Annotated in this window: 5 protein-coding genes; all 5 read right to left on the bottom strand. The window is 43.1% G+C overall.

The window, feature by feature from the left end; all coding sequences use genetic code 11:
• Positions 1-1,238, bottom strand: a 1,238-nt coding sequence (locus T408_RS11915; protein ID WP_157060807.1) for a LysM peptidoglycan-binding domain-containing protein, incomplete at its 3' end; no start/stop codon positions are given.
• Between the two features lie 269 nt (positions 1,239-1,507).
• A complete protein-coding gene (locus T408_RS0110080; protein WP_028119787.1) occupies positions 1,508-3,682 on the bottom strand; it encodes a Spy0128 family protein in 2,175 nt (724 codons plus the stop codon).
• A 164-nt stretch (positions 3,683-3,846) separates the two neighbouring features.
• Positions 3,847-5,592: a zinc ribbon domain-containing protein gene (locus tag T408_RS0110075; protein WP_028119786.1), complete on the bottom strand. Its 1,746-nt coding sequence runs from the start codon at positions 5,590-5,592 to the stop codon at positions 3,847-3,849.
• Positions 5,593-5,626: 34 nt separating this feature from the next.
• Entirely contained in the window at positions 5,627-6,937 is a 1,311-nt protein-coding gene (locus tag T408_RS0110070; protein WP_028119785.1) for a hypothetical protein, read from the bottom strand.
• A 961-nt stretch (positions 6,938-7,898) separates the two neighbouring features.
• Positions 7,899-8,886: CAP domain-containing protein (locus tag T408_RS0110060; RefSeq protein WP_211230845.1), on the bottom strand; the 988-nt coding region annotated here is incomplete at its 5' end.

The following is an 8,886-nucleotide window of genomic DNA, read 5'->3' as shown; positions in this document are numbered from 1 at the left end:
GCGATCTTGTAATAGTAGTCGCCTGCTTGAACTGTGTAGGTACCACCGCTTGTTCCAGTTGATTGGTTGCGACTTGGTTGGCTTGGTCTAACTTGATTTGTAACACCAGGGATCACTAACTTGTCGCCTACTTGTAAGAAGTTGGAGGTGGCGTTGTTAGCTTTCTTCAAGGCATCAACCGTTACACCATACTTATTAGCGATCTTGTAATAGTAGTCGCCCGCTTGAACTGTATAGGTACCACCGCTTGCTCCAGTTGATTGGTTGCGACTTGGCTGGCTTGGTCTAACTTGATTTGAAACACCAGGGATCACCAACTTGTCACCCACTTGTAAGAAGTTGGAGGTGGCGTTATTGGCTTTCTTCAAGGCATCGACTGTCACTCCGTACTTGTTGGCGATCTTGTAGTAATAATCGCCCGCTTGGACTGTGTAGGTTCCACTCGTACTTGGGCGACTGCTTTCACTTGGACGTGGACTTAGTTGAGCGGGACTGGTTGAACCTGGGATCACTAACTTGTCGCCTACTTGCAAGAAGTTGGAGGTGGCGTTATTGGCCTTCTTCAAGGCGTCAACTGTTACACCATACTTGTTGGCAATCTTGTAATAAGAGTCCCCCGCTTGAACCTTATAGCCATTGCTTGAAGTTGAAGGAGCAGGTTTTTGCGTTGGTTTTGGCGTTGGTCGTTGATTTTGAGGGTCTTTTAAATCATAGTGAACCTCGAACTTACCATCTTTCCATTCCACTCGCCATTGAGAATGTTTATGCCAGTCAAAGTTATCTTTGGCATACTTGATAGCTTCTTCATTGGTCTTGAATCCCGTTGTAAGCTCTTCATTGGCTGCTGATTTGGTTTCTTCTTCAGACTCGTCGGCTGTGGATTGAGTGGATGTCTCAGAGACAGACTCATCTAACACCGGATTGGAAAGCTCGGCTTGGGATTCATCCACTTGAGAATTTTCTGATTCAGGTGCAACAGATTCTGTCACTTCAGGAGCTAACTCATCCGCTGAGGCAGGAATCACTAAATTCATACCCACCGGTAGACTAGACCCATCAATTTGGTTAGCTTCCTTGATAGCCTCAATCGTTGTGCCATGATTTAAAGCAATCCGATAAAGATTATCGCCCGCTTGGACTTGGTAGCTCTCATTAGCATAGACAGATGGAGCTTGGCTGACAAGGATTCCAGCTAAGGTAAGGGCGGCCATAGTCAAATAATTTTTTCTTGATAACATGGTTGATTCCTCCTCAGGTCAATAATGGCCTCTTTTTTCTAAGGTTATTGTAACATATCTGTAACATAAATGAAATAATAACCCTCTGCTTTCTATTATTTTTCGCAACTATGAGGTTCAATCTCACAGTTTAGGGTTGGTTAAAGGTTCAACACTATTCATTATCCTTATGCGGTTTTATAATTATTATATCTTTAGCTATTGTATGCAATAAAAAGCCCAGTGCCTGAGCACTGGGTTCTGTCATCTAATTGTAACATTTGACCTACTTAGTCTTTGCTTGAGAAAAAGTAATTCTTAGCGAGCAAGCCAAGCCCCGCCATTAGAGCCAAACCGGCAAAGATTATCGATACTAGACCTGAAGCTTCTCCAGTTTCTGGCAAGAGCGGTTGAACAAAAGCCGGAACAGCTGGTCTTGGTTTTGGCTTACGATTACCTGGTTTTTGAGTTTGACCAGGTTTCTTCTTGTTAGGACCTTTCGGTTTAGTAGTGTGACTTGGTTTGCGATTTGACCGACCTCCAGGTTTACCTGGTCTAGCCGTTGAACCCCGTTGACCATTGCCTGAACACCCATTATTACTTCCACCACCTGTATTATTGTTAGAATGGTTGCCTGAGCCATTACCAGGGGTCGTGGTTCTATTAGAGCCTGGCTTGTTGATGATAGGCTGGGTGTTAGTTGATGATGAGTCCCCATTTCCGCCTGTTTGAGAACCGTTGTTACTACGATCGACATTGCCTTCGTTTGTTGAGCCGGTTAGGAATGGGCTATCACTAAGAAATGCAGCGATACTCTCATCATCCCAAACAATTGTACGGGGTGTTGTTGAAGTCTTGCCCTCTGTATAATAGTTTTTAAAGACACTATCAGATCCTTCAAGTATGCTAACTTGTAAGTCCCCATTCCCCTTAGGATCTGTTACTTCGTAAATATAACGTTTTGGTTCTAAATCTAAATCGAAAAACTTGGCCATCATCTCTGGTGTATCTTGACTTAAAGCAAAAACGTATACTCCTGGACGTCTAAATTCAACTTTACGCTCTCCAGACCCAATCCCACCATAACTTGCCGCGATTGAATTCGGTTTAAGAATTTCATATTCATAATCTTTCGCTGGTAGTAACGTGCTTCCCTCTAACTTTCCTAAGCAAGCAAATGTAAAAGTGAATTCAGGTCGTACAATCGTTTTTGTTTGGCTTGGCGATTTATCATTTATGTCCACTCTAGCATTAGCATATCCATATTCCGCCTTATAATCCACCCCATCTCGTTCCACTGGCACATAGCTAGTGTCAGGCATGCTACGAGTGCCAGCTACCTGATCATCTTCTTCTGTCTTGAATGGATTTAACTGACTAACACTATCGACCACGCCATTGAATCCGTCTTGAATCGTGGCTACAATTCCTTCTCCAACATTGTTTGGTTGATTCGCTTCACCATTTGGATTTTCTGATGTCTCTTGATTTACTTCTTGCTTATCCTTCATGAATGGGTTAATTTTGTCTAGTTCTTCTGTTACTTTACCTAGGCCATCTTGTACAGCCCCAACAAGCCCTTCATTCTGCTCTTTTTCTTCATCTTGGTTGCCGATGGCTGTTGGTTCAGCTTCCATACTTTCTTCACTTGGTAAGCTTTCTTCTTCCGTAGCTGTCTCTTCTAGCTCTGTTTCAACTAGCGGGGCTTCTTCGGTGTCATAATTCGCATAAGTCGTTGCTGATGGCTCTTCTTGGTCTTCAAGTGAGTCGACTGCTTCTGATGTTTCTTCAATTGTCAATTCTGCAACTTCTGATTCTTCTTCAGATGCAAATTCTTGACTAGTCTCCTCTTGAAATTCAGATGACTCTTCAAGCTCAATCGTTTGATTGTAGAACTTGACTGGCTCGCCTACTTGTGTAACTGTTAGATGCCCGTCACCAGTTGGATCGGTTACCTCAAATTCTAAGAGCTTGGCTTCTAAGTCTAATTGGTAGTCTTCATTTTGTGGAGCAACGTCTTCTTGACTCAACCAGAAATAATAAGTTCCAGGTTGGTTAAAGCTGATCGCATCTTCTGTTTTAGTGATCTTTTCTAGTTCGCTTTCTTTTTCAGAATTCTTGAATTCGAATTTCTTAATCTCAGCTCCTTCGGCATTGGCTGGATCTGCGCTTAGGGTAAACTTGAAAGCTTTCTTTGCTTCACCTTGAAGATCTTGAGGTTTTAGGTCATCAATTAATACTTCCGCATCAAATCCTGTCTTGACGGCCTTATAGTTGATGGGCTGGCTACTTTCACTGCTTACTTCCATCGGTTCTTCTTCATAAGTCTCTTGGTAAGGCTCTTCTACCACTTCTTCAACTGGAGCTTCTTCCCACTCTTCAGCAGCAAGCACTGCTTGGGTGCTAAAACTGGCATTGGTTACTAGAGTTCCTAGGGCGATAAGTTTAAATAATTTTTGGTTCATTGTAATTCCTCCTATTGTCCACTCGGGCACAAGTTTGTTTGTTGTTATTTGTTGATTACATCATAATCCCTGGAGGAGAACTTTTGGGGCAAGTCTGCTTGAACGACAGATTTGAATGCCTGAACGACAAAAAAGCCCCTCAAAGTGTGGAGAGGGGCATGGGGTTAATAAATATCACTTAAATCAAAATCCATCGGGATAAATTCGGTAAGTCCGATTCCACGGTCAAAATCATGAAAACGGACGCCCTTTAATTCTGAATCATAGGCATATTCTACTTTAGAACCATACATAGAAAAAGGAATACGCCCCTCATAACCGATCATCTTTCCATCGTATTTGATATCACCTGGATAGAGTCCTAACATACTAAGACCCGTCTTCTGCTCAATCGCATCCATGGCCTCAGCTATCTGGCCTCCTTGGCTGTAATAATATTCATAGTTATCCATCGCCTGCATCCAAATACCCTTAACCGTTCGATCAATCTCATTGCGTCGTTCATTATCATCAATTCGAAGGTAGAGGAGGAATCTTAGATACTCCCGGCAACGTTTGTCATAATCAGTCAGATCGGCTTGCTTATGCAACATAAAGCTGTGCGTATAGATAGCACCGGCATCCAATGGAAAGTCGTCTTCAATCGTTTGAACCAACTTACGAGCCATACCTTTAATCAATGGATGACACTCAGCTTCGTTAGCTAGCCATGAAGCTTCTCTCTTCACATCCGCCATCGTCCATCCCAAAGTGGCAGGATCTTCGGGTAAACCTTCAAGAATGGCGTACCAATAAGTATCGAACATGGGATGATCAACGAAAATCTGACCGCTACTATCAGAAGGACTGGGCTCACTCGTTGCTGGAGATGCTGAATCTGTTTCCACATATTCATAGTAGACTCCATCCACCGGCCCTACTGCAAGGGCCAGCTCACCACTCGTCTTACGGTAGATGCCCACGTAGTGAAGAAAAGTAGCTCGGGGGTTCTCTTCATCTTCAAAATTATAGGCAGTATTATAATAAATAGTCTTATTCCCACTCCCATCAGCTAGGCTCACTTCAATATCAGAAGTCTCATCGTATCTAATTCTTTGCCCCTTATTCCCTTTAAAATTCGTTGGTCCTGATTCTGGAAAGATTAGCTCTCCATTTTCAATGACAATTTCTGGAAAAGGTCCACCTGATTTACGGGTAAAACGCGCATTAGTAGGTACATCTTCCTTGTAGATGATATAAGGATATAAGTCAACGCTTGGTCGAATTCCCAAATCATCAGCTAAGATTCGGTATGCTTCACCAATCGCAATTCCTGATAAGTGAGGATGAAAAAATCCTTCAGGCAGATACTCTCTATTAATATAACTTCTTTGGGTTACTACTATCTTCCCTGCAAATAAATCTTCAAGAATTCGATCAACCACTGCTTCTGCCTCACTATAAGTCAGTTCACCATGTGGACTCGTTAAGTCAGGTGTCCGCATATCTTCTATCAATTTTTCTTTTCTCTCCGCATCAATGAGCTCCGATCCTATCTGAACTTCCTGGGTCGAACTGGATTCTGGACTTGAGGCCTCACTGGAAGTTGCTGGCGATCTGCTCGTTTGACTAGACTCCTTCGTCTTTTGATCGGGCATAGAGTGGGGCTGCTCTTGGCCAGGGTTCTCATGACTGGTTGTTCGGTAATAGCTAAGTCCATTAATTGCTAGGACAAGCGCCAGCCCTACTAACAATAGACCTATGATTGAACGACGCCAGAAGCCAGATTTTCTCTTCTTAGAAGCCGCAAAGCGTTCCTTGCGTGAGAGCCGTGGACTAAGCTCTTCTCCGGCTTCCAGGTTGGCGCCACAATGGGTACAGAGTCGGGCAGATTCATCAATCCACTCTTGACAATTCGAGCATTGTTTCATGATCTATGTTCCTTTCTCATAAGGCTCTTTATTTTTAAGGTAGATGGATTTGGATCCAATCACTTACGGGCTCATCTAGAGGATGGTAAGGAATATAGGCACCCTGGCGACCATTCTCTCCCAGGAACCAGCGTCCCTCGACTACTTGGTCCATCTCTTCTTCGGTATAGAAAGTGTTGGGATCTTCTAACAAGCTGAATGGTCGGTCTGGATTGGCATCTATATTCATATCAATGGAGTAAACCGTCTCTAAGGCCGTCCCCGCTTCATTGAAGCGGTAGGTTTCATAGGTGGAGCGAGCCGCCCCATTAGAACCAAATAAATACATATCCCCATTATCCTGAATAACCAGATGTGAACGTTCCGCTGATTGATAATCCACTTCTGGCATCAGATCTAGCTGACCACTTTGAGAATGATAAGCATAGATCTGACGGACATCTCCCGCTTCCGCAATAATTAATTCTAGGGTCCCGTTACCATCAATATCATGGATCGCATAACCATAGGGTTGGTAGGTATTAGGATTTTCTTGGGCGACCTGATTAACCTTATCTTGGTAGAGAGAGGTAAGATCTTGGCCTGACTGGTTATCCCCGGCGACAACCAACTCAGCAGGCTCACTTGCCTCCGTTACTTCTTCCGTTGAAAGATACTCCTGGCGGAAAGACTCTACACCTTCCAATTCATTAATAAGCAGACTCAGTCCGCCTTCCTTATTGTAGAAGAAGCCGAAGCGATATTCTGTCCGGTGAGGGGTAGTCAAGTATTCGGCAATGGTATTCAAGGAGATATCTCTGCTGTTGCCTAACTGATCTTGAATGGTATAGGTACTGGTCTCATTATTCTCAGGTAAGATTCGAAGGGTGTCGCTAGATTCAAATGAGTTGTCAAAGCCCTTAGTGGAGTAGATTTCCCATCCACCATCTGAAGTCTTTCTTAACTGGTAGGCCAACTCACCATCGCCACCCGCCGCATGGAAATTCAGCTCTGCAGGAAGTTCGTCGAAGTTAACGGCATAAGGATACAGTTCCTTCAAATGGTCCGGACTAGCATTCGCCTCTAAATAATCCACCAAATAATCTCTCATCATGAAGGATTGGGCAGTGGAATGGCCACCCATACTGTACTTACGGCTGATTGAACCTGTTTCCAAGACTTCTGCTTCTTGTTGCCTTAAATAAGCATCTACTTCTTCGTAAGTAAATTTTTCGATGACCCCTTGCATAAAGGACTCAATCAACTCTTCACGACGCTCTTCCAATGACTGAGCGCCTACACTAGGACCCACTATGAAACTAATCGCTATAAGAAATACCAATAAGTGCTTACTATACTTTGCCATAATATCCTCCTAAAATAACTGCATGGTAGGGGATACACCCCGTATTTATCTAAAGATTATCACATGACCCTCGACTAGCGGACGAAAACACCCTGAACGGTCATTATTTACTCCTGAACGGTAAAAAATGAGATCTAAGGTCTCGCCACAAGATCATTCTTACTTCAATACCTCTCCATAATAACCAGATTGACTCACTTCAAAGACGCGTTTACGGATGGGATCGGCTTGCTGCGAGGGGAGGCGAGGTATCCAATAGAACTTCTTATATCGTTGGTCGGACAAATTACTATGGGGTGATCCCCGCCCTTGCTCTAAGTATGGTTGATATGTGGTGCAATCGTTACGGGTAATACAGCTCCTCATAGGTGCCAAGCACCTTAATTCAACCCAAAAAGGCCACCCCTGCCTGGGTGGTCTTTTTATCAAGTAATAGCAAGATAAGTGTTATAGTGAATCAGAAAGCGTCTTTCTTGCTTGTCAGGATGGGTGATCGTTTGGGTTCACTTCGATTTGTTGTCCCAGATTCTCCAATTAGACTTCGAGAACCGTAATGATTTCTCCTAAATCCTCCACTGTCAGCGGCGTATCCTCAAGGATTGAAGTTCTGCCATAATGACCCTAGAATTCCATTTAACAAGGCCCTAATTGATTGTCGATTTATCTCTTCATGGCAGATGTTATTCTTCTTCCAGACAAAGCTGTATTTATTGGCATTCGTAAGTAACTTTGTGCCATCAATAAAGAGCCGATCATCAATGAACCCCTGTTCCTTTAGAAAGGAAACAAAGTAGCCAAAACTATGAGGTAATATCTCTATTAAATCCTGAGAACATCTGAAACGGCAAATCATTTCATGACGAGGAAACTGACCTTGAGTAAGCCATCTTGCTGGCAGATTTTCTTGAGCAATACAATCCATAGACCGACTTATCTTACAGCCTTAGTTTTGGACAAGACATTATTTACTGAACAGTACAAAGTTTGAAACTAAACCTTTATAGAAATCGGAATAACCTGATCCTGGATTTAGGTTGAAATCGCCGATGCGGGCACTTATGTGGAATGTTCTATTGTTAAAGTAATTGCTGTCTTTCATAAGTAGTCTATAGTGGCCTGGAGAGTCTTTCCATTGTTTGAATAGCTGCTCAGCTAATTTCTTTTCGTTAATCAACTCTTCCAAATGACCGATGCCTCGGCCAGCTGTATTTTCGCCATCGTAGAACCAACCTCCTAGATCTTGGTCATTATAGTAGCTTGCTGTAACCTGACCACTTGAAGTTGTATGTGCGCCATAATATTCGCCGGTTTCTAGGTTATAACCTCTTAGATAACCATGGCTGGCGTTATCTCTGGTCCTCTTGTTGTTGGCGTCAATGGCTAATGGGTTCGTATTCATTTGGATTGGGCGTAAACCTTTACTTGCTCTTTCCGCGTTCAATAGCTTGCCAAATTCTTCGTTAAATAAGGCATGGTCAAAGATGATACCATTGTTAAATGCTTCTACTAAACCATAAGGAATATATTTCATTTGGTAGGTTGTTGGTCTACCGTTGCTATTTGCACGATAGCGAATAGTTGGTAGATAATCGTCCAGATCACCTTCATAATTTCCGTCAACAATATCTTGAATGGTTAACGTTTTTTCTGGCTCAATAATAGTGACATCATTTGTAATGTTATTTCGACCTTGAGTGAAGGTAATTCTATTACCGTTAATGTTGGCCTGAGGTGGTGACCAAATGCCCCCTTGGTTATTTAAGAGGTCCATGATGGTATCATCAGGGTTAATGTCGTCATTAGTTAACGGTTTTGGAATGAACTTACCTGGGTCTAGGTATGGCCCTGGCTCTAGCTCTGGTTCTGGCTCTGGTTCTGGTTCTGGCTCTGGTTCTGGCTCTGGCTCTGGTTCTGGTTGTGGTTCTGGCTCTGGCTCTGGTTCTGGTTCT

Source organism: Hutsoniella sourekii ATCC 700629, assembly GCF_000518205.1.
GTDB classification, from domain to species: Bacteria; Bacillota; Bacilli; order Lactobacillales; family Aerococcaceae; genus Hutsoniella; species Hutsoniella sourekii.
This window is presented reverse-complemented; position numbering and strand designations above follow the sequence as displayed.

Bases quoted from the DNA above. Each gene is read 5' to 3' on its own strand.
- T408_RS0110070 (WP_028119785.1), bottom strand. From the start codon at position 6,937: ATGGCAAAGTATAGTAAGCACTTATTGGTATTTCTTATAGCGATTAGT.
- T408_RS0110075 (WP_028119786.1), bottom strand. From the start codon at position 5,592: ATGAAACAATGCTCGAATTGTCAAGAGTGGATTGATGAATCTGCCCGA.
- T408_RS0110080 (WP_028119787.1), bottom strand. From the start codon at position 3,682: ATGAACCAAAAATTATTTAAACTTATCGCCCTAGGAACTCTAGTAACC.